The sequence below is a fragment of the Carboxylicivirga sp. M1479 genome (assembly GCF_007097485.1).
Classification (GTDB): domain Bacteria; phylum Bacteroidota; class Bacteroidia; order Bacteroidales; family Marinilabiliaceae; genus Carboxylicivirga.
The window spans coordinates 1-281 of the sequence record NZ_VKDE01000114.1 but is presented as its reverse complement, the minus strand read 5'-3'; the positions used below and the strand labels follow the sequence as shown (position 1 = coordinate 281).

The window sequence follows — 281 nt, the reverse complement described above, 5'->3', positions numbered from 1 at the left end:
CAATGCTTCACCGAAGTTAACATCTCCACTTAACCTTCCGGCACCGGGCAGGTGTCAGGCCTTATACATCATCTTTCGATTTAGCAAAGCCATGTGTTTTTGATAAACAGTCGCCTGGGCCATTTCTCTGCGGCTCACATTACTGTGAGCACTCCTTCTCCCGAAGTTACGGAGTTAATTTGCCTAGTTCCTTAGCCATGAATCACTCGAGCGCCTTAGTATACTCAACCCAACTACGTGTGTCCGTTTACGGTACGAGCCGCAATACTTGCTTTTCTTGG

Annotated in this window: 1 rRNA gene; it reads right to left on the bottom strand. The window is 47.7% G+C overall.

From position 1 onward, the window contains the following. Positions 1 to 281 (bottom strand): 23S ribosomal RNA (locus tag FNN09_RS20980); the annotation flags it as partial.